Origin of the sequence: Bacillus sp. B19-2, assembly GCF_022832475.1 — a bacterium.
Taxonomy (GTDB): domain Bacteria; phylum Bacillota; class Bacilli; order Bacillales; family Bacillaceae; genus Bacillus; species Bacillus paralicheniformis.
The window spans coordinates 1,365,241-1,384,333 of the sequence record NZ_JALHKQ010000001.1 but is presented as its reverse complement, the minus strand read 5'-3'; the positions used below and the strand labels follow the sequence as shown (position 1 = coordinate 1,384,333).

At 47.7% G+C, this 19,093-nt stretch carries 23 protein-coding genes; 22 read left to right on the top strand and 1 reads right to left on the bottom strand.

Annotated features, from left to right (window positions below; translation table 11 throughout):
- The first annotated feature begins 154 nt into the window (after positions 1-154).
- The 9 genes from MST20_RS07085 (at position 155) to ypjB (ending at position 6,393) form a co-directional block, all read left to right on the top strand.
- Entirely contained in the window at positions 155-1,429 is a 1,275-nt protein-coding gene (locus MST20_RS07085; protein WP_243941058.1) for a tetratricopeptide repeat protein, read from the top strand.
- A 68-nt stretch (positions 1,430-1,497) separates the two neighbouring features.
- Entirely contained in the window at positions 1,498-2,037 is a 540-nt protein-coding gene (locus MST20_RS07080; RefSeq protein WP_020451944.1) for a ReoY family proteolytic degradation factor, read from the top strand.
- A gap of 82 nt (positions 2,038-2,119) precedes the next feature.
- Complete coding sequence (locus tag MST20_RS07075) at positions 2,120-2,566, top strand: YpiF family protein (protein ID WP_165427401.1); 447 nt, start codon at positions 2,120-2,122, stop codon at positions 2,564-2,566.
- 146 nt (positions 2,567-2,712) lie between these two features.
- The gene (locus tag MST20_RS07070; RefSeq protein ID WP_003182954.1) at positions 2,713-3,219 is read left to right on the top strand and encodes a QcrA and Rieske domain-containing protein; all 507 of its coding nucleotides are present in this window, start codon (positions 2,713-2,715) and stop codon (positions 3,217-3,219) included.
- 2 nt (positions 3,220-3,221) lie between these two features.
- Positions 3,222-3,896 (top strand): menaquinol-cytochrome c reductase cytochrome b subunit, encoded by a 675-nt coding sequence (gene qcrB / locus MST20_RS07065; protein ID WP_003182952.1) that lies wholly within the window; start codon positions 3,222-3,224, stop codon positions 3,894-3,896.
- Between the two features lie 32 nt (positions 3,897-3,928).
- On the top strand, positions 3,929-4,696 hold the full coding sequence (locus MST20_RS07060; protein ID WP_165427400.1) for a menaquinol-cytochrome c reductase cytochrome b/c subunit: 768 nt from the start codon (positions 3,929-3,931) through the stop codon (positions 4,694-4,696).
- A 35-nt stretch (positions 4,697-4,731) separates the two neighbouring features.
- Positions 4,732-4,881: a hypothetical protein gene (locus MST20_RS07055; RefSeq protein WP_165427399.1), complete on the top strand. Its 150-nt coding sequence runs from the start codon at positions 4,732-4,734 to the stop codon at positions 4,879-4,881.
- A gap of 52 nt (positions 4,882-4,933) precedes the next feature.
- Positions 4,934-5,518, top strand: a complete 585-nt coding sequence (lhaT, locus tag MST20_RS07050) for a lipoprotein heptaprenylglyceryl N-acetyltransferase LhaT (protein ID WP_243941203.1) — start codon at positions 4,934-4,936, stop codon at positions 5,516-5,518.
- Between the two features lie 74 nt (positions 5,519-5,592).
- Positions 5,593-6,393, top strand: coding sequence for a sporulation protein YpjB (gene ypjB / locus MST20_RS07045; RefSeq protein WP_243941056.1), 801 nt, complete (start codon positions 5,593-5,595; stop codon positions 6,391-6,393).
- A gap of 43 nt (positions 6,394-6,436) precedes the next feature.
- On the opposite strand, the gene MST20_RS07040 is transcribed toward ypjB, so the two are convergent.
- Positions 6,437-7,309: a YitT family protein gene (locus MST20_RS07040; protein ID WP_243941054.1), complete on the bottom strand. Its 873-nt coding sequence runs from the start codon at positions 7,307-7,309 to the stop codon at positions 6,437-6,439.
- A gap of 137 nt (positions 7,310-7,446) precedes the next feature.
- Between MST20_RS07040 and MST20_RS07035 the strand changes: the two genes are divergently transcribed.
- From MST20_RS07035 to tseB, 13 genes are all read left to right on the top strand, one after another.
- Complete coding sequence (locus MST20_RS07035) at positions 7,447-7,785, top strand: nucleotide pyrophosphohydrolase (RefSeq protein ID WP_243941052.1); 339 nt, start codon at positions 7,447-7,449, stop codon at positions 7,783-7,785.
- Between the two features lie 12 nt (positions 7,786-7,797).
- Complete coding sequence (dapB, locus tag MST20_RS07030) at positions 7,798-8,601, top strand: 4-hydroxy-tetrahydrodipicolinate reductase (protein WP_243941050.1); 804 nt, start codon at positions 7,798-7,800, stop codon at positions 8,599-8,601.
- 19 nt (positions 8,602-8,620) lie between these two features.
- Positions 8,621-9,034, top strand: coding sequence for a methylglyoxal synthase (gene mgsA, locus MST20_RS07025; protein WP_243941048.1), 414 nt, complete (start codon positions 8,621-8,623; stop codon positions 9,032-9,034).
- Positions 9,027-9,728: a bacillithiol biosynthesis deacetylase BshB1 gene (gene bshB1 / locus MST20_RS07020; protein ID WP_243941201.1), complete on the top strand. Its 702-nt coding sequence runs from the start codon at positions 9,027-9,029 to the stop codon at positions 9,726-9,728. The genes mgsA and bshB1 overlap by 8 nt, the downstream gene beginning before the upstream one ends.
- On the top strand, positions 9,728-10,909 hold the full coding sequence (gene bshA, locus MST20_RS07015) for an N-acetyl-alpha-D-glucosaminyl L-malate synthase BshA (RefSeq protein ID WP_243941046.1): 1,182 nt from the start codon (positions 9,728-9,730) through the stop codon (positions 10,907-10,909). The genes bshB1 and bshA overlap by 1 nt, the downstream gene beginning before the upstream one ends.
- Entirely contained in the window at positions 10,869-12,062 is a 1,194-nt protein-coding gene (locus tag MST20_RS07010; RefSeq protein ID WP_243941044.1) for a CCA tRNA nucleotidyltransferase, read from the top strand. The genes bshA and MST20_RS07010 overlap by 41 nt, the downstream gene beginning before the upstream one ends.
- A complete protein-coding gene (locus MST20_RS07005; protein ID WP_243941042.1) occupies positions 12,047-13,030 on the top strand; it encodes a biotin--[acetyl-CoA-carboxylase] ligase in 984 nt (327 codons plus the stop codon). Before MST20_RS07010 ends, MST20_RS07005 begins: the two co-directional genes overlap by 16 nt.
- Before the next feature lie 249 nt (positions 13,031-13,279).
- Complete coding sequence (panB, locus tag MST20_RS07000) at positions 13,280-14,113, top strand: 3-methyl-2-oxobutanoate hydroxymethyltransferase (protein WP_243941040.1); 834 nt, start codon at positions 13,280-13,282, stop codon at positions 14,111-14,113.
- A gap of 2 nt (positions 14,114-14,115) precedes the next feature.
- Positions 14,116-14,982 (top strand): pantoate--beta-alanine ligase, encoded by an 867-nt coding sequence (gene panC / locus MST20_RS06995; RefSeq protein WP_165427391.1) that lies wholly within the window; start codon positions 14,116-14,118, stop codon positions 14,980-14,982.
- Complete coding sequence (gene panD, locus MST20_RS06990; protein WP_003182918.1) at positions 14,982-15,365, top strand: aspartate 1-decarboxylase; 384 nt, start codon at positions 14,982-14,984, stop codon at positions 15,363-15,365. The genes panC and panD overlap by 1 nt, the downstream gene beginning before the upstream one ends.
- A gap of 124 nt (positions 15,366-15,489) precedes the next feature.
- Complete coding sequence (gene dinG / locus MST20_RS06985) at positions 15,490-18,282, top strand: ATP-dependent DNA helicase DinG (protein WP_243941038.1); 2,793 nt, start codon at positions 15,490-15,492, stop codon at positions 18,280-18,282.
- A 138-nt stretch (positions 18,283-18,420) separates the two neighbouring features.
- Positions 18,421-18,591 (top strand): YpmA family protein, encoded by a 171-nt coding sequence (locus tag MST20_RS06980; RefSeq protein WP_003182913.1) that lies wholly within the window; start codon positions 18,421-18,423, stop codon positions 18,589-18,591.
- Positions 18,592-18,600: 9 nt separating this feature from the next.
- Positions 18,601-19,086 (top strand): cell wall elongation/penicillin-binding protein regulator TseB, encoded by a 486-nt coding sequence (gene tseB / locus MST20_RS06975; RefSeq protein WP_243941035.1) that lies wholly within the window; start codon positions 18,601-18,603, stop codon positions 19,084-19,086.
- The last annotated feature ends 7 nt before the right edge of the window (positions 19,087-19,093 follow it).

Genomic DNA, 19,093 nt, shown 5'->3' with positions numbered 1-19,093 from the left:
AGCTTGTCTTAACAGAATCAATCTGCTTCACACAGGTGTGCGGGCAACATATTTGCCGGAAGCCGCCGCGTGAATTATGATAGTAAGTAACTCACCGCGATATGCCGGCTGATACGGCAGGCGATGAATTGACGAAAGAAAGGGACGTTAAGATTTGAATACTTCGATTCAAGAAGCCATAAAATTAGTTGAAGCAGGCCACACGGAAAGCGGATTGAAAAAGCTTGCTGATATCGAGTCTGACCTTCATGATGAAGACAAAGCCATAGTAGCTCAGCTGTATTACGAATGGGGAATTGTCGATAAGGCTATCGCCATCGCGAATGATCTCCATGAACTGTATCCGGATGAAACGGAACTGACATGCTTTTATGCCGAACTCCTCATCGAAACCGATCAGGAAGAAAAAGCGCTCAGCGTGCTTGAAACGATTCCGGAAACAGACGAAGCGTACCCGCAGTGCCTGCTTTTAATGGCTGACCTCTATCAGATGCAGGGTCTGTTTGAAGTCAGCGAGCAAAAGCTGTTGAAGGCGCAAGCCATTTTGCCGGATGAGCCGGTAATCGATTTTGCTTTGGGAGAGCTGTATTTCACTCAGGGAGCTTACGGCAAAGCGGTCCGTCAATTCAAAAAAGCGGCCGAAGAAGAAGCCGTCATCGGCGGCGTCAAGGTGTACCAAAGGCTGGCGGAATCATTGAGTTCGTCCGGCGCGTTTGAAGAAGCGCTTGAATGGTATGAAAAAGCCGTCAAGGAGAACCCGGAGCCCAACACACTGTTCGGGTTTGGTTTTACGGCGCTGAAAGCGGGGTATCCTAAAACTGCGATTAAACAGCTGACAGAGCTGAAGGAAATGGATCCCGCTTATTCTTCACTTTACAAGCCTCTGGCAAACAGTTTTGAAGCAGAAGGGCTTTATGAAGAAGCATTTGAAACGGCAAAAGAAGGAATCCGCTTCGATGAATTCAACAAAGAGCTTTATCTTTCCGCTGCAAAAGCAGCCTTAAAAACGAAAAGGCATTCGGAAGCGAAAGAGCTGCTTCGTGAAGCGCTGGCGCTGGACCCCGGGTATCTGGAAGCCGTCCATATGCTGCTTGCCCTGTTTCTTGAAGAAGAAGACGATGAGAGCATTATTGAACTCGTACAGGAAGTGCGCAAATACGGAGAGGATGATCCGAAGTTCAGCTGGCATCTGGCATCGGCGTTCGCCCGGACAGAGGCGTACGACAAGGCGCGTGAGGAATATGAGAACGCATTTATGCACTATCGGGATGACGCCGATTTTCTTTACGAATATTCAATGTTTCTGCTTGAAGAAGGACGGCGGAAAGAAGCGCTGCCTCTGCTGAAAAAACTGGCAGAGCTCGACCCGGCAAACGAGGAAGTCCAGGAGACGATTTTCAGAATCGAAGATGAAAATTCCTTTGAATAAGCAGGATATGATCGGTTTGTGTGGAATTTATAAAGTAATACACAAGATGCGATAGAGGAGGGAATAACATGCAGACCCCTGTTTCTGTCAATGAAAAAAAAGATTTTATCCGCTGGTTTCTCAACCATTATCAGCTGAAACGAAGAGAGTGTGTATGGATTCTGAATTATTTAATGAGCCATGACTCGCTGATGGAAAAAGTGCATTTTGTCGAGCAGGCCGAATTTTGTCCGAGGGGCATTATCATGTCTACCCACTGCGTTGAGGAAGTGCCTTTTCGTTTTTATAAAGAAAATGTCATGACGACCGATGCAGAAAAATCATTTCATGATATCAGGCTGAATAAGCAGCAGGATCTCTTTATCCAGCTGAACTTCCGCTCAGCCTATAATTCTCCGGAATATGCGGCTGTACTCGAAGCCAATCCCCATATTCCGAAAGACCTATATGAAAATGAAAAAGATAAAATTGTCGCTGAACAGATTTTGGAGCATTCCATTTCCACTTTTCAGAGACAAAAGCTGCTGCGGGAAATCGATGAAGCGCTTGACCGCCAAGATAAAGAAAGCTTCGAAAAACTAGCTAAACAACTGAGCCAGCTGCGATAATCCGCAGCCAATCAAGCCTTGCCGAGAGCAAGGCTTGTTCAGCTCCGGAGAAAGCGCTGTCAAAATGAGGAGGCCGGGAGCCGTGAAATGGAATACGCACGATGCGGATGTTTACTTGAACGCGAAAGAATACATCGATACAGCTGTCATCCCTTTAATATCGGTTGATTTGGGAGATCAGTTTAAATCAGCCGTATCAAAAGGGGAATTTACGTCTATACTTGCAGAAGAACTTGAAAGGCAGCTGAAGGGCAGAATCTATTTGTTTCCGCCCTGTACATATTTAGATGCGGATGAAAAATCGGCGCAGCATATCGCCGATTTAAAAGAAATGGCCGGAAAACATTTCCGCCACATCGTGTTTTTAACGACGGATGAACGCTGGAAGCAGGTGCTCGAAAGCGAGCAAAAGCTGCTGTGGGTTCCGGCGATTCCGCTCGAACATATGAAGGATTCGTTAAAACAGAAGCTGCTGGAAGACCAAATTGAGCAAATATTGAACATTTTGTTACAATATTGGAACTCTTAATAAAAACACTTACATTTCCTTTGTATAATGATTTTGGGAATGTTGACCTTCCTAAAATATTGATATATTATGAGGGTGTCCTAGTTTCATGAATTTTTTTCTATTTCAGTTATATTGTAGCTGGGGACTTGAGGGGGGATATGAAGATGAGCGAAAAAAGACATCGGGTATCCAGACGTCAGTTTTTAAACTATACGCTGACCGGAGTCGGCGGCTTTATGGCGGCGGGGATGCTCATGCCTATGGTTCGCTTCGCGCTCGATCCGGTTTTAAGGCCGACTGAAGATCAGGACATGGTTCAGGTTGTCAGCGTTGATGAATTGACAAATGAACCGCAGCGCTTCGATTTTAAAATCAAACAAGTGGATGCCTGGTACGAATCGGAAGAATCGAGATCAGCGTGGGTTTTCAAAAGTGGGGACGAAATTGTAGCTTTATCACCGGTTTGTAAACATTTGGGGTGTACGGTCAACTGGAACAGCGATCCTAAAAATCCGAATAAGTTCTTTTGTCCGTGCCATTACGGACTTTATGAAAAGGATGGTACCAACGTGCCCGGAACTCCGCCGCTTGCTCCTTTGGACCGCTATGAGCAAGAGGTTAAAGACGGCTACCTTTACTTAGGGAAAGCCAAGCCGAGGAAGGATGGGTGATCATGCTAAACAAAATTTATGACTGGGTGGACGAAAGACTTGACATTACGCCGCTCTGGCGGGACATCGCCGACCATGAAGTTCCTGAACACGTGAACCCGGCTCACCATTTTTCAGCTTTCGTGTACTGCTTCGGGGGATTGACGTTTTTCGTTACGGTGATTCAGGTGCTGTCCGGCATGTTTTTGACGATGTATTACGTTCCGGATATTAAAAATGCCTGGGAATCTGTTTATTATTTGCAGAATGAAGTGGCATTCGGACAGATTGTAAGGGGAATGCACCACTGGGGTGCAAGCTTGGTCATTGTGATGATGTTTCTTCATACGCTCAGGGTTTTCTTCCAGGGGGCCTATAAGAAGCCGAGAGAGCTGAACTGGATTGTCGGCGTTTTGATCTTCTTTGTCATGCTCGGTTTAGGTTTTACAGGCTACCTTTTGCCTTGGGATATGAAAGCTCTGTTTGCGACAAAAGTAGGTTTGCAGATTGCTGAGGCGACGCCGCTGATCGGCTCGGAAATTAAAACGCTGCTTGCCGGTCATCCGGATATTGTCGGCGCTCAGACGTTGACGCGCTTTTTTGCCATACACGTCTTTTTCCTGCCAGCCGCTCTGTTCGGACTGATGGCTGCACACTTTATCATGATTCGCAAGCAAGGAATTTCTGGGCCGCTGTAAACGAGCGACTCAATTGAGAAGGAGGGGATGGCATGAAAAGGGGAAAAGGGATGAAGTTTGTCGGTGATTCACGGATCCCGGCGGAAAGAAAACCGAATATTCCAAAAGATTATTCCGAATTTCCAGGGAAAACGGAAGCGTTCTGGCCGAATTTCCTGCTGAAAGAATGGATGGTCGGGGCGGTTTTCCTTGTCGGTTTTCTCGTGCTGACCATCGTCCATGAGCCTCCGCTCGAGCGGATGGCAGATCCGACCGATACCGGCTACATACCTTTGCCAGACTGGTATTTTCTATTTCTTTACCAATTGCTGAAATACGAATATGCTGCCGGACCGTATACCGTGGTCGGCGCAATTATTATCCCGACAATTGCATTCGGAGCGCTTTTATTGGCGCCGTTTCTTGACAGAGGCCCTGAAAGAAGGCCGTTTAAACGCCCGGTTGCCGTAGGGTTGATGCTTTTGGCCATTTCAGCGACTGTTTTCTTAACATGGCAGTCCGTTGCAACTCACGACTGGGCCGCTGCTGAAGAGCAGGGTAAAATCAAGGAAGAGGCCAATATTGATACGAGTGCAGCAGGGTATAAGATTTATCAGGAGCAAGGCTGTATCTCGTGCCATGGAGACAACATGCAGGGAGGAGCGGCAGGCCCGTCTCTCGTTGACAACGGCTTGTCTCCGGAAGAGATTGCGAAAATCGCCAAGGAAGGAAAAGGCGAAATGCCTGCTGGCGTTTTTAAAGGATCTGATAAAGAGCTTAAAGAACTGTCTAAATTCATCTCCGAAACAACGGCGAAATAAAACGGTTGTCAAGTTGATGAAGGCAGGCTATACTCTTGATAGAGCTGAAGCTGACGCCAAGTCAGCCTCTCGGGCTGTCGACGATGTCGATGGCCTTTTCAATTTTGACCGCTGCTGATCGTGAACCGTACGGAAGCCGGAAATGCCGCTGCTTCTTGGCGCACGTTTCTGCGGTCAGTCTGTGAAGCTGACTCGGCGGCGGCTTTTTTTATTTAAAGAGACTGTGAGTTGATTGCTTTGAAACTGATTTCCTACATGCTCGCTCAAAAGCCGCTGCTTCTGCTGCTTTTGATCATTAATTTCTTCGGTACGGTTTACGGGTATTATTGGTACCTTCCGCAGCTGACGAATACGCCTGCGAAATTTCTGATTTTCGTTCCCGACAGCCCGACGGCGACATTGTTTTTTTTATTTGTTCTCATCGGACTTTTATTGGGAAGGAATGCTCCTCTCTTTGAGGCGCTTGCGCTTGTTACGCTCGTCAAATACGGGCTGTGGGCGGTTGTGATGAATATCCTCGTGCTTGCGGTGTCCGGAAGCCTCCATTGGACGGGCTATATGCTGATCGCGTCGCACTTCGCAATGGCTGTGCAAGGCGTGCTGTATGCCCCTCATTACCGGTTTAAAGGGTGGCATTTGGCGCTTGCGGCTGTGTGGACGCTGCATAACGATGTCATTGATTACTTGTTTGGCATGATGCCGAATTATTCAATGCTCGATCAATATATGCCGCAGATCGGCTATTTTACATTTTGGCTCAGCATCGTTTCGATCGGTTTGGCCTATTACTTGGTTTTGTCCAGGAAAGCTTTTAAGCTGTAACACGGATTCACAATCTTGGTCTAACCTTGTCCCTCTCTTCATACGCTTTAATAGAAGGAGTGGGAGGGACCGTAATGATACGAAAGGTGATCCTTTGCATGATGCTTGCGCTTGTTTTTCCTGCGGCCGGTTTAAAAGCGGAAGAATCATCGGCTTTGCAGGAATTGACGGAACTGTCAGATACGGTATTCCAGCTAACAAGGCAGTCTCAATATGAGGAAGCGGTACAAATTCTTCAATACTTTGAAAAACGGCTGAAAGCAGCGGAGAAAGGCGAAACAGAGGGTATTATGACAGGCTCGGAAATCCGCCAGGTCAGTCTGGCCTACCATGATACGCTGAAAAGGCTGGAAAGCGAAGAGGTCGCACAGCAGGAGAAATTTAAAGCCGCCGCCCAGTTTAGAATGCTGATGGACGCCATAGAATCTGACCATGATCCGCTGTGGAGCAGTTTGAAAAAGCCGATCATGGATGCTTTCAGCGCTTTGAAGGCCGGGATTCAGAAAGAAGACAACCTGACATTCAGGGAAAAGTGGAATCATTTTTTATCCTTGTATGATACGATTTATCCAAGCTTAACGATTGATGTTTCGCCAAAGCAGTTAAAAAGCGTCTCCAACCATATTGCAGTCGTGGAGAACGGGGGCTTTCAGCAAATGACGGAGAGCAGCAAGCTGGAAAGGCTGACGCTTTTGGAAAAAGATTTGGAAGATGTGTTTGATCAAGTAGAAGAAGATGATGCAGACCCTTCACTGTTATGGGTCATCCTGACGACGGGAAGCATTATCCTCTCGACGCTGACATATGTCGGGTTCAGAAAGTATAAAGCCGAAGAGGACAGGCGCAGAAAAAGAGAAAAAGATTGGCCGAAATAAGAAGCTCCGCTGATCGCGAGCTTCTTTTTTTGCTGACCTTCAATCAGCGGGTGATGGGATTTTTGTTCTCATCAAGCGTAAACCCTTCTCCCAGAACGTCGTGGACGTCGCTTACGGCTACAAAAGCGTGCGGGTCGACCGAGGTAATCACATTTTTCAGCTGGAAAACTTCATTTTTCGGAACGACGCAGTAGAGAACGTCCCGCTCTGTTTTCGTATATGACCCCTGACCTTTTAAAACCGTGACGCCTCTTTCCATTTCTTCAATGATTTTGCGCTGGATCTGGTCGTTCTTTTCAGAGATGATGGTGGCGCCTTTTGCGGCATAACCGCCTTCCTGCATAAAATCGATGACTTTTGAGGCGACAAATACGGCAACAAGCGTGTACATCGCTTCCTTATAAGAGAGGTAAAAAATAAGGGATAATGTAATGACGCAGGCGTCAAACACAAACATGGCTTTGCCCATCGGCACTTGAAAATATTTGTTGATCAGCCGCACAATAATATCGACGCCGCCCGTCGTTCCGCCGTATCTGAAAATAATGCCCAATCCGGTACCGATAAACACGCCTGCAAAAAGAGCCGCGAGCGCAAGATCGTTCTGTAGCGGCATATGAATCTGGAAGCGCTGAAAAATCCATAAAAACACCGACAGACTGACTGTGCCGAGAATGGTATATGAGAAGACCGTTCTGCCGAGGAGTTTCCAACCGATGAAGAAGACCGGGATGTTCAGCACCAGATTGGATATGGAAGGATCGATGTTAAACAGGAAATAAAGCAGCAGGGTAATGCCGGTAAAACCGCCTTCCGACAAGTTGTTCTGCATATTAAAATGAACGAGTCCAAAGGAAAAAACTGCGGCGCCTGCTAAAATCAACAGGACGTTCTTCATTCTGATGTCTCCGAACATAAAAAAACTCCTTTCCTTCCATAAGCTGGCGTTAATATTATAGTGTATCCGTTTTAAAACAGCAAACCCGTCTTAAACATTTGTCAAACTTGTTTGAATTCGCTAACATGTAAGAGATGACAGGAGGTTTTGTCAGCATGACGAAAGAAAAAACGATGAAAGATATACAGCGTGAGGTTGACGAATATATCGGCCAGTTTAAAGAAGGCTATTTCAGTCCGCTTGCCATGATGGCCAGGCTGACGGAAGAGCTTGGCGAACTGGCGAGGGAAATCAACCACCATTACGGTGAAAAACCGAAGAAAAAAACCGAATCGGAAAAAAAGATCGATGAAGAAATGGGCGACGTATTGTTCGTTTTAGTTTGTCTTGCGAATTCGCTTCATATATCATTGGATGAAGCGCATGATATGGTCATGGAGAAGTTCAACACCCGTGACAAAGACCGCTGGACAAGAAAAGAAGAAGGAAAGTAGAGGAGAATGAAGATGCAAAAGGAGACCATTAAAATCGCCATAGCAGGACCGCGCGGAAGAATGGGAAGCGAAGCGGTCAAACTTGTTGAAGATACCGCACATTTTGAGCTGGTCGGTGCAATCGACCGTACATATAACCGTGAAAAGCTGTCAGACGTGATGATGTCAAGTTCAGATGCCGTCATTTACACCGACATTGCCGAATGCTTTTCAGAAACGGCTCCGGACGTTCTAATTGATTTGACAACGCCGGAAATCGGCAAGCTCCATACAAAAATCGCGCTCGAGCACGGCGTCCGTCCTGTTGTGGGAACGACAGGATTTTCTGAGAGCGACTTGAACGAGCTTATGGAACTGACCGACGAGAAGGGGATCGGAGCCATCATCGCGCCAAACTTCGCGCTCGGAGCCGTGCTGATGATGAAGTTTTCGCAAATGGCTGCCAACTATTTTACTGATGTCGAAATCATTGAACAGCACCATGATCAAAAGCTTGACGCACCAAGCGGAACGGCCTTGAAAACGGCGGAAATGATTTCGGCTGTTCGCGAAGCGAAAACGCAGGGACATCCGGATGAAAAAGAAATTCTGCCGGGAGCAAGAGGCGCCGATCAAAACGGAATCCGTCTCCACAGCGTTCGTCTGCCGGGATTGATCGCCCATCAGGAAGTGATGTTCGGCGGAGACGGCCAAACCCTGAAAATCCGTCACGATTCATACAACCGCGCATCTTTTATGTCTGGTGTGAAACTGGCTGTTGAACAAGTGATGAAAATCGATCAGCTTGTCTACGGCCTTGAAAATATCATAGAGTAACAAAAAGGGGGAAATCGCTTTGAAAATCGCCTTAATTGCCCATGACCGAAAAAAACAGGACATGATTCAGCTGACGACCGCTTATAAAGACATTTTAAAAAAGCACGAGCTGTTTGCGACAGGAACGACCGGTTTAAAAATCACCGAAGCGACAGGGCTGCCTGTCGTGCGCTTTCAATCGGGGCCGCTTGGCGGAGACCAGCAGATCGGCGCTTTGATCGCGAAAAACGACATCGATCTTGTGATTTTTCTGCGAGACCCGCTGACGGCCCAGCCGCACGAACCTGATGTGTCAGCTCTTATCCGCTTGTCTGACGTTTACGCCATTCCGCTCGCCACCAACATGGGAACGGCGGAAATCTTGATCCGCTCTGTCGAGGAAGGCGCATTTGAATTCAGAAACATTGTCCACGGCGGGGAGCGAGATGCTTGATATACTGGCTTTCGGCGCGCACAGCGATGATGTAGAAATCGGCATGGGAGGAACCATTGCCAAATATACTAAAAAAGGCTTTCAAATTGGAATTTGCGATTTAACCCAGGCTGAACTGTCTTCAAACGGAACAGTTGAAACGAGAAAAAGCGAAGCGGCGCTGGCGGCCGACATTCTCGGCGCCAGTTCGCGGATTTCCCTCACGCTGCCGGACAGGGGGCTGTTTCCCAGCCAGGCGGCGATCAGGGAAGCGGTTGCCGTCATTCGGAAACATAAGCCGAAGCTTGTTTTTGTTCCTTATCCGAAGGACCGGCATCCCGATCACGGGCACGCAGCGGAAATCGTCGAAGAAGCGGTCTTTTCCGCTGGAATACATAAATATGAAGATGCAGAAAAACAGCCGGCCCATAAAGTCCAAAACGTGTACTACTATATGATCAACGGTTTTCATAAACCTGAATTTGTCATCGACATTTCCGAAACGATCAATCAAAAAAAGGATAGCCTTGCTGCTTATCAGAGCCAGTTCACCCGTTCCCGGCAGTCGGTTGAAACGCCGCTGACGAACGGATATATTGAAACGGTCGAAGCAAGGGAAAAGCTTTTGGGAAAAGAGGTCGGCGTCGCATACGCGGAAGGGTTTTTTTCAAAGCGGACTCTTCTGTTAAACAACGATTTATTTGGGGGCGGATGATGAAACAGTTAAAAATCGGAATCACATGTTATCCGAGTGTCGGAGGATCAGGAATTATCGCTACCGAGCTCGGCAAGCTCCTTGCGGAAAAAGGACATGAAATTCATTTTATTACATCAAGTGTTCCGTACAGGCTCAATAAAGTGTATTCCAACATCTATTTTCACGAAGTCGAAGTCAATCAATATGCCGTGTTTAAGTACCCGCCGTATGATTTGGCTTTGGCCAGCAAAATGGCGGAGGTGGCGAAGCGGGAACAGCTTGATGTTCTGCATGCCCACTACGCGGTGCCTCACGCGATTTCCGCTTTTTTAGCAAAGCAAATGCTGAACGGAAACATTAAAACGGTCACAACGCTGCACGGCACAGATATAACCGTGCTCGGCTATGATCCGTCTTTAAAAGACCTGATCAAGTTTGCGATCGAGTCGTCTGACCGCGTAACCGCGGTTTCTTCAGCTCTTGCCGCGCAAACGTATGATTTGATCAAACCGAACAAAAAAATCGAAACGATCTATAATTTTGTGGATGAGCGCGTGTATTTAAAAAAGCAGGAGCATCATTCGCTGAAAGAGCAGTACGGCATTGCCCCTGATGAAAAAGTGATCATCCACGTATCCAATTTCAGACAGGTGAAGCGCGTACAGGACGTCATCCATGTCTTCAGCCGCATTGTCAAACGAATGAAATCGAAGCTGATTCTTGTCGGCGACGGGCCGGAAATGACCGTGATCTGCCAGCTTGTCAGACAGCTCGGATTAAAAGACGACGTTCTTTTCCTGGGCAAACAGGACAGCGTAGAAGAGCTTTACGCCATCAGCGATTTAAAGCTGCTCTTGTCCGAGAAGGAAAGCTTCGGTTTAGTGCTACTGGAGGCGATGGCCTGCGGCGTTCCGTGCATCGGCACCAATATCGGCGGGATTCCCGAGGTGATCAAAAACGGTAAATCCGGTTACTTGGTCGATGTAGGAGATATTGAAGGCGCAACTCGTAAGGCGCTCCATTTGCTGACTGATGAAAGCCTGCAGCGCCAGTTTGCGGATGCGGCGCTGGAAAGCATCAAGGCGCGCTTTTCTTCCAGTAAAATCATCGCGCAATATGAAGAAATTTATCAACAATTAACAGACGGGGAGTGTGACAATGGAGGATCTCTTTTTGAAGGCTCTTCCTCTCCTTCGTGAGCTGAAAAAACACGGCCGGCAGGCCTACTTTGTAGGCGGAGCCGTCAGGGATGCCCAAATGAACCGGGATGTCGGTGATATTGACATCGCTACAGATGCATCCCCGGAAGAAATTGAAGCCATTTTTCCGAAAACCGTTGATGTCGGAAAGGAACACGGAACCATCATCGTCCTCTTTGAGGGAGAATCTTATGAGGTGACGACCTTTCGGGCAGAGCTTGAGTACGAGGATTACAGAAGGCCGAGCGGCGTTCAGTTTATCAAATCGCTGAAAGAAGACCTGAAGAGGCGGGATTTGACGATTAATGCCATGGCGATGGATGAACAGGGGAGACTGATCGACTATTTCGGCGGACTCCGCGACATACAGGAAAAATTGATTCAAACGGTCGGCGACCCGGCGGAGCGTTTTCACGAAGATGCGCTTCGCATGCTGCGGGCGCTCCGTTTTATGAGTCAGCTCGAGTTTGAGCTTTCTCCAAATACAAAAGAGGCGATTTGCGAAAACCGTCTGCTCTTGGCTCATATTTCTACAGAGAGGAAAACGGTTGAATTCGAAAAACTTTTAAAAGGAAAAGCAGCGGACAGGGCTTTGGAAGCGGCGGCTGAAACAGGGCTTTACAAGGAGCTTCCGGGGCTGGACGGCAAAAAGGAGCGCGTTCTGGCTGCCCGAGCTTTTCCTTTTTATCAACTTCAAAAAAGAGCGGATATATGGGCGGCTTTCATTCACATGATATCGATCGATCCCGCTGAAGCGCACCGGTTTTTAAAAGGGTGGAAGCTTCCGGGGAAAGTCATAAAACAGGCGCTCCTGACGGCAGAGCGAATCGATCAAAAATGGGACGCCGTCTCAATGTATGAGGCGGGGGAAGAGACGCTGCTGTCCGCTTCCGCCATCCGCAGCTTAAGGGATAAGCAGGCAATCGATGAAAAGCGGCTGGCTGAAATCAGACAGTCGTACCATGCGCTTCCGATTAAAAGCCTGAAAGACCTGGCGGTGTCTGGAAGCGATTTACTGAACTTCAGAAAGAAGCCGGCCGGGAAATGGGTGTCCGATGATTTGAAACGGATTGAGCGGGCCGTGTTAAACGGGGAGCTTGCCAATCAAAAAAAAGCCATAGAGGAGTGGCTGGATTCATGCAGTCAAATTTAAGAAAGAAACTCATTCAATTGTTTACAGAAGCCGATGGCGAATTCATTTCAGGACAGAAAATCAGTGAAGAGCTAGGATGCTCAAGGACCGCTGTGTGGAAGCATATCGAAGATCTGAGAAAATCGGGATATGAACTTGAAGCGGTCCGAAAGCTCGGCTATAAAATGATAAAAAAACCTGACAAAATCACCGAAGATGAAATCAGGCTCGGGTTAAAAACGAAAAAAATGGGACAGACCATCCATTTTCAGGATGTCGTCTCATCAACTCAAAAAATCGCCCATGAGCTAGCAAACAACGGTGCGCCGGAAGGAACGATCATCGTTGCCGACAAGCAGACTGAAGGAAGGGGAAGAATGGCGAGAGCATGGCATTCCCCGGAAGGAAACGGCATTTGGATGAGCATCATTTTAAGACCTGAAATGCCCGTGCAAAAAACGCCGCAACTGACGCTTTTAGCCGCAGTCGCGATCGTTCAGGCAATCGAAGAGCAAACCGGCATCGCAGCCGAAATCAAATGGCCGAACGATATTTTGATCAACGGCAAAAAAGTCGTCGGGATCTTAACCGAACTGCAGGCGGAAGCCGATCAGGTCCATTCCGTCATCGTCGGAACGGGGATCAACGTCAATCAGATAGCTGACGACTTTCCGGAAGAATTAAAAGAAACAGCGACAAGCCTTCGTCTCGCAAGCGGCGAAAAAATTGACAGAGCGGCTTTGATTCAAACGATAATGGCGATATTTGAAAAAAGGTATGAAGACTATCTCGCCTACGGTTTCGAACCGATCAAGCTTTTATGGGAGAGCTACGCTCTGAGCCTGAACCGCGAATTGACGGCCAGGACGCTGAACGGAACGTTTCACGGCAAAGCGCTTGGAATAGACGAAGAAGGCGTCTTGATTCTGGAAACGAGTGACGGCATCAAAAAAATATACTCCGCCGATATCGATATAAATCCGTCATAGTTGGAAGGATCCATGCGTTTTTGGTATACTTCGGATGGGCAGTATCCTGTAGGAACTGCACCTGGTAAACATGCAACTGATAAAAAAACAGTCTGCCTTGATCCAAAAAGGACTGGGACAGAGGGATGATTCTTGCCGAACACGGACGATTCGAAATCCTTCTCCTTGCCGGAAGGTTTTTTTGCTGTCCGAAAAGATGCACATGCAAGCACGGCAGCTCATCTCCTCTGAAAAAGAGGAGGAGAAAACATGAAGACAAAGATTGATTTTCTAAAAATGAAACAAGAGGGAGAGCCGATCGTCATGCTGACGGCCTACGATTATCCGGCGGCAAAGCTTGCCGAACAGGCCGGCGTCGATATGATTCTTGTCGGCGATTCGCTCGGCATGGTGGTGCTCGGCCTTGATTCGACCGTATCTGTGACGGTCGCTGATATGATCCACCATACAAAAGCCGTCAAACGCGGGGCAAAAGATACGTTTGTTGTGACGGATATGCCGTTTATGTCTTATCACTGCTCTTTGGAAAGCGCTCTGAATCATGCTGCGGCGATCGTTCAGGAAAGCGGAGCCGATGCTTTGAAGCTTGAAGGCGGCGACGGGGTGTTTGAGACGATCACGGCTTTAACACGCGGCGGAATACCAGTTGTCAGCCACTTAGGCTTGACTCCTCAATCCGTCGGTGTCTTGGGAGGCTATAAAGTTCAGGGGAAAGATGAAGAAAGCGCCCGCAAGCTGATTGAAGACAGCAAGCGCTGTGAAGAAGCAGGCGCGATTGCGCTCGTTCTCGAATGCGTCCCGGCAGCGCTCGCTGAACAGATTTCAAAGGAGCTCACGATTCCTGTCATCGGCATTGGAGCAGGCCCGGGTACGGATGGACAAGTTCTCGTATACCATGATGTTGTCGGACACGGAGTGAGCCGGACGCCTAAATTTGTAAAACAGTATGTGCAAATCGATCAGCCGCTTGAAAAAGCGCTTCGAGGATATGTTGAGGATGTCAGAAGCCGCGTGTTTCCTGAAGATGCTCATTCATTCCGTATCGATCAGCAAGTTCTTGAAGGATTATACGGAGGGAAATAAGCATGATTCAGATCCATTCAGCAAAAGATATACAAAATGTAACGAAAAATTATCGCAAAGAAGGCAAAACGATCGGTTTTGTGCCGACAATGGGCTTCCTTCATGAAGGCCATATGTCGCTTGTGGAAAAAGCGCGAAAAGACAACGATATTGTCGTGATGAGCATTTTTGTCAATCCTATGCAGTTCGGTCCGGGTGAAGACTATGAAGCGTACCCGAGAGATATCGAAAGGGACCGGCAACTTGCGGCCGACGGCGGAGTGGACATTTTGTTCACTCCTGAGCCTGAAGAAATGTACGGCCAGGAGCCGACGGTTACCGCAAGCGTGAAAAAGCGGACAGACGTCCTTTGCGGCCGTTCAAGGGAAGGTCATTTCGACGGTGTCGCAACAGTGCTCACAAAGCTGTTCAATCTCACCTTTCCGACAAGGGTTTATTTTGGCATGAAAGATGCGCAGCAGGTTGCCGTTGTCGACGGGCTGATCAACGACTTTTTCATGGATATTGAGCTGATCCCGGTTGAAACAAAACGGGAAGAAGACGGGCTTGCCAAAAGCTCAAGAAATGTCAATCTGCGAGCTGAAGAACGGCAGGAAGCACCCGCTCTCTATCAAGCCCTTCAGCGCGGCGCCGAGCTGATCCGCGATGGAGAGAGGGACGCGGCAGCTGTTAAGCGAGAGGTTCGGAGCATTCTTGAAAAAACGAGCGGTGTCATTGATTATGCGGATATTTATTCATATCCCGATCTGGAGATCAGGGAGCCATTGACTGGAAAAGTCATCATAGCGGTTGCCGTTCAGTTTTCCAAAGCCCGCTTAATTGATAATATCATCGTCGATATCCCGGCAGATCAAAAGGAGGATTTGTGATGTACCGTACCTTAATGAGCGCAAAACTTCACAGAGCGAGAGTGACGGAGGCCAATTTGAATTACGTCGGCAGCGTGACAATTGATGAAGATTTGCTGGATGCCGTCGGAATGATGGCAAATGAAAAAGTGCAAATTGTAAATAATAATAACGGGGCCCGGCTGGAAACGTACATTATACCCGGTGAAAGGGGGAGCGGCGTCGTTTGTTTAAACGGAGCTGCCGCCCGCCTTGTCCAGGTGGGAGATGTCGTCATCATCGTTTCTTATGCCATGATGTCTGAAGAGGAAGCCAAGACCCATAAGCCGAAGGTTGCCGTTTTGAACGAGAGAAACGAAATCGAGGAAATGCTGGGTCAGGAGCCAGCCCGTACCATTCTGTAGCCCCCTTGCCTTTAGGGGGCTTTCATATCGTTTAGAAAGCGTAAAAGGTGAAGCTTTTCCCCCCGCACCTTTCTAAAACGTGTTACACTTTTGTCGAAGGTATCGAAATTGAGGTGTCCATTGAATGAACAATCAACGATATGTGGTCATTGATGTGGAAACGACAGGTAATTCGCCGAAAAAAGGCGACAGAATCATTCAAATTGCAGCGGTTGTGATTGAAAATGGACAAATGACCGAACGTTTCTCCAAATATGTGAATCCTAATCAGCCGATTCCCGCTTTTATCGAGCAGCTGACGGGAATTTCAAATGAAATGGTTGAAAATGAAGAACCATTTTCGGCGATTGCCGAAGATATTTTTGAGTTGCTTCAAGACAGCTGTTTTATCGCTCATAACATTCATTTTGATCTTGCTTTTGTAAAGCATGAGCTGCAGCAGGCCGGTTTTGGCGAGCTTGAATGCAGCGTTCTCGATACGGTGGAGCTTTCGAGAATCGTTTTTCCGGGTTTTGACGGCTATAAATTGACTGAACTGAGCGAAGAGCTTCAGATTCGCCATGAAAACCCGCACAGGGCTGACAGCGATGCAGAAGTGACCGCTTTGATCTTTTTACATATGATGGACAGACTGAAAAGGCTGCCGATTCCTGTTTTGAAATCGATCAGACGTCTATCCTGGCATTTGATCAGCGACGCGCAGGAGCTTTTTGACGGCTTGATCGCTGAAAAAAGCGCCGATGCTGAGCTTGAGGCAGGCTTTATGAAGGTCGGTTCCTTTGTGATCAGGACCCCTGAAGACGAGGATGAAGAGGCCGGTCATAAGAGCCGGATCTCGCAGACAGAGCCGCTTATTTGGGAAAAAGACGGCGGGCTTTCTTCATTGGACGACCGGTTTGACAAGAGAGAAGGACAGACGGAAATGATGCGGGAGGTCTGGACCGCTTTTCAAAATCATGAGCATGCTCTGATCGAAGCCGCCACTGGAATCGGAAAAACGCTCGGATATCTCGTGCCGGCTGCAATCCATGCCAAGCAAACAGGCAAGCCGGTCGTGATCAGTACATATACGACATTGCTTCAGCAGCAGATGATCAACCGCGATATCCCGCTTTTGGAAAAGATTTTTCCTTTTCCGGTCAAAGCCGCGGTTTTAAAGGGTCGCTCCCATTATTTATCGATTCGCAAGTTCAAGCATATTTTACAGGAAGATGATGACAATTATGATAGCGTCCTTGCTAAAGCGCAAATTCTCGTCTGGCTGACAGATACAGAAACAGGAGATTTATCGGAAATTAATCTTCCGTCAGGCGGAAAGCTTCTCTGGGACAGACTGGCATATGATTCGCATTCATATGCAGAAAACAGCAGCATAAGGAAATTGTGTTTTTATGAGAGAGCCAAAGCGCGGGCGCAGAAGGCTGATATGATCATTACCAATCATGCGCTTCTGTTGACTGACGAAGCCAATCAGCGAATTCATACCGGTGATGCCGATACGTTTGTTATAGATGAAGCCCATCACTTTGAACGCGCGGCGGGTGAGCAGTATGGAGCAAGAGCAGACTATGTCTTTCTCCATAAAAGGTTGATGCGGCTCGGCACCCTCAAGCAAAGGGGGATTTTAAAAAAAGCCGAACGCCTCTACCGGTCCGCAGGCATTTCATCAGAATCTTTTTTCCAAATGGACGAATGGCTCGCTCAGCTTCTTGAAGAAAGCGATCTGTTCTTTACGGCTGTTCATTCTTTTGTCAAGCGGAGGAAACCAAGAAACGATCTAAACCGTCTCTTATATAAGATCGGCGAAACCGATGAAAGCAGGGCGTGGAGCAGACTTGAAGAAGGCGCGAGAAGACTGTGTTCCTTGCTGTATGACATGCACAGGCTGTTTACGGATCAAAAGAAAAGCCTCGCTGAAAAACAGGCTTCTTTTACCAGCCGCCAGGCGTTTTTGTTAGACGAATACGATTCATGCATGAACGACCTTGAAGAATATCGAAAGACGCTGGCCCGCTTGATGTTTGACCCTGTCGAAGATGAGGTCGTCTGGATTGAAATTGACGCGAAGGGCGCAAAAAACGCCGCGGCCATTTACGCTCAGCCGCTTGATACAAGCGAAATTCTGGCCGACCGGTTTTTTACCGAGAAAAAAAGCGTTGTGCTCACATCGGGGACGCTTGTCGTCGAGAATTCATTTGACTATATGATCAAAAAGCTCGGTTTAAGCGATTTCTATCCGAGGACCTTGCAAATCGAGGCGCCTTTTTCTTATGATAAGCATATGAACATCATGATTCCGACGGATGTGAGCCCGATTCAAAACGATCCTGAAGACTATATTCAGGATGTCTCACGTTATGTCAAGGCGCTTGCAAAACAGAAAAACGCCAAAGTGCTCGTCCTGTTTACGTCTCATGATATGCTGCGAGACGTCTACCATGCAATAAAACATGAGGAAGACTTTCCTTGTCAGCTCCTTGCGCAGGGGATTTCCGGCGGAAGCCCCGTCAAGGTCATGAAATTGTTTAGATCGTATCCCCATGCGGTTCTCCTCGGAACGAACCATTTTTGGGAGGGCGTTGACTTTCCGGGTGACGAGCTGACGACGCTTGTCATCGCAAGGCTGCCGTTCAGGCCACCTGACCACCCTGTTGAATCAGCCAAGTGCGACCGGGCAAAGAGAAGGGGAGAAAGCCCGTTTCAAGCGGTATCTCTGCCGGAAGCTGTCCTGGCATTCAGGCAGGGGATCGGCAGGCTGCTCCGCTCGGAGAAAGACAGCGGAACGGTCGTGATTCTCGACCGCCGCATCCGCACCTCTTCCTACGGCACGGTGTTTATGAAGGCTCTCCCCCCTGCAAAAGTCATGGAGCCTACATTCCTTGAGCTTGAAGCCTACATAGCCGGGAAAAACGGCTAAAAGCCGCATAAAGCGGCTCTTAAATGGTGTGGATTAAGGTTTTATATTTAAACGGTTATCCCGTTGTAACAACTAGTATGGCTTTAGGCACAAAGAGTATGAATTACAATTATTGTTTCGTTCGGAGGGATTTGAAAAATGGAAAACAAAATCGAAATTTTATCTACCGTAAGCGTCGAGCATTCAGAAGACCTGTATAAAATCGTCGACCTTTTGAACCGCACGCTCAAACGCGATGATCTTATGTTCGGCCTCGCTCTCGATGAAGAAGATCAAAAACAGGCCATTTTTACGATTTATCGTACTTAGGAGCAGAAAATGGGCAAAAAAACATTAATTTTCATACTGATATTTGGTATTATCTTTTTAACAGCACTTCTTGCGGGAGCGAATGTCTACCGTACGGCAATGGATCAGAAAAAAAGCGGCCACGAGCAGGCTGCCGAAACAGCCAAGCAGGAAGCAGGCTTAAAACAAGTTGACAGCGTGGAGACGTTTGTCGGCAAAGAAAAGCAGTACATTGTCACAGGGACGGACAAAAAAGGCAACAAAATGTATGTTTGGGTGCCTGCTGACAAAAAGCAGAAAACGATTTACAAAAAAGCGGCAGACGGCATTACCGGCCGCCAGGCTTCAAAAGCGGTTCAGGATGAAGGCCTTGTGTCTGAGCTTAAAGAGGTGCACCTTGCAAGGGAAGGCAATGTTCTATTGTGGGAAGTTACATACTTAAATAAAGATGGGCAGTACAGTTTAAGCTATGTGGACTTTATAAACGGAAAAATTCACAAAAATATTACGCCTTAGACGAAAC

Coding starts and splice junctions, on each gene's coding strand:
- qcrB (WP_003182952.1), top strand. CDS start 3,222: ATGCTAAACAAAATTTATGACTGGGTGGACGAAAGACTTGACATTACG.
- panB (WP_243941040.1), top strand. CDS start 13,280: ATGAAGACAAAGATTGATTTTCTAAAAATGAAACAAGAGGGAGAGCCG.
- MST20_RS07070 (WP_003182954.1), top strand. CDS start 2,713: ATGAGCGAAAAAAGACATCGGGTATCCAGACGTCAGTTTTTAAACTAT.
- MST20_RS07060 (WP_165427400.1), top strand. CDS start 3,929: ATGAAAAGGGGAAAAGGGATGAAGTTTGTCGGTGATTCACGGATCCCG.
- ypjB (WP_243941056.1), top strand. CDS start 5,593: ATGATACGAAAGGTGATCCTTTGCATGATGCTTGCGCTTGTTTTTCCT.
- panD (WP_003182918.1), top strand. CDS start 14,982: ATGTACCGTACCTTAATGAGCGCAAAACTTCACAGAGCGAGAGTGACG.
- MST20_RS07080 (WP_020451944.1), top strand. CDS start 1,498: ATGCAGACCCCTGTTTCTGTCAATGAAAAAAAAGATTTTATCCGCTGG.
- MST20_RS07005 (WP_243941042.1), top strand. CDS start 12,047: ATGCAGTCAAATTTAAGAAAGAAACTCATTCAATTGTTTACAGAAGCC.
- bshB1 (WP_243941201.1), top strand. CDS start 9,027: ATGCTTGATATACTGGCTTTCGGCGCGCACAGCGATGATGTAGAAATC.
- MST20_RS07040 (WP_243941054.1), bottom strand. CDS start 7,309: ATGTTCGGAGACATCAGAATGAAGAACGTCCTGTTGATTTTAGCAGGC.
- MST20_RS06980 (WP_003182913.1), top strand. CDS start 18,421: ATGGAAAACAAAATCGAAATTTTATCTACCGTAAGCGTCGAGCATTCA.
- dinG (WP_243941038.1), top strand. CDS start 15,490: ATGAACAATCAACGATATGTGGTCATTGATGTGGAAACGACAGGTAAT.
- MST20_RS07035 (WP_243941052.1), top strand. CDS start 7,447: ATGACGAAAGAAAAAACGATGAAAGATATACAGCGTGAGGTTGACGAA.
- MST20_RS07010 (WP_243941044.1), top strand. CDS start 10,869: ATGGAGGATCTCTTTTTGAAGGCTCTTCCTCTCCTTCGTGAGCTGAAA.
- dapB (WP_243941050.1), top strand. CDS start 7,798: ATGCAAAAGGAGACCATTAAAATCGCCATAGCAGGACCGCGCGGAAGA.
- bshA (WP_243941046.1), top strand. CDS start 9,728: ATGAAACAGTTAAAAATCGGAATCACATGTTATCCGAGTGTCGGAGGA.
- tseB (WP_243941035.1), top strand. CDS start 18,601: ATGGGCAAAAAAACATTAATTTTCATACTGATATTTGGTATTATCTTT.
- panC (WP_165427391.1), top strand. CDS start 14,116: ATGATTCAGATCCATTCAGCAAAAGATATACAAAATGTAACGAAAAAT.